Origin of the sequence: Paenibacillus taichungensis, from assembly GCF_013359905.1 — a bacterium.
GTDB classification, from domain to species: domain Bacteria; phylum Bacillota; class Bacilli; order Paenibacillales; family Paenibacillaceae; genus Paenibacillus; species Paenibacillus taichungensis.
The window spans coordinates 1-340 of record NZ_JABMCC010000022.1 but is presented as its reverse complement, the minus strand read 5'-3'; the positions used below and the strand labels follow the sequence as shown (position 1 = coordinate 340).

The window sequence follows — 340 nt, the reverse complement described above, 5'->3', positions numbered from 1 at the left end:
GTAACGGGAGCGACAGGCACACCGGGTACAACTGGGGTAACGGGAGCGACAGGCACACCGGGTACAACTGGGGTAACGGGAGCGACAGGTACACCAGGTACAACTGGAGTAACGGGAGCAACAGGCACACCAGGTACAACAGGAGTAACGGGAGCAACAGGCACACCAGGTACAACAGGAGTAACGGGAGTAACAGGCACACCAGGTACAACCGGAGTAACGGGAGCAACAGGCACACCAGGTACAACGGGAGTAACGGGAGTGACAGGCACACCGGGTACAACCGGAGTAACGGGAGCGACAGGCACACCGGGTACAACTGGGGTAACGGGAGCGACAG

Annotated in this window: 1 protein-coding gene; it reads left to right on the top strand. The window is 59.4% G+C overall.

Going from position 1 to position 340, the window contains the following annotated elements:
* A partial coding sequence (locus HP548_RS00105) for a hypothetical protein (protein ID WP_175380574.1) occupies positions 1–340 on the top strand: 340 nt, incomplete at both ends.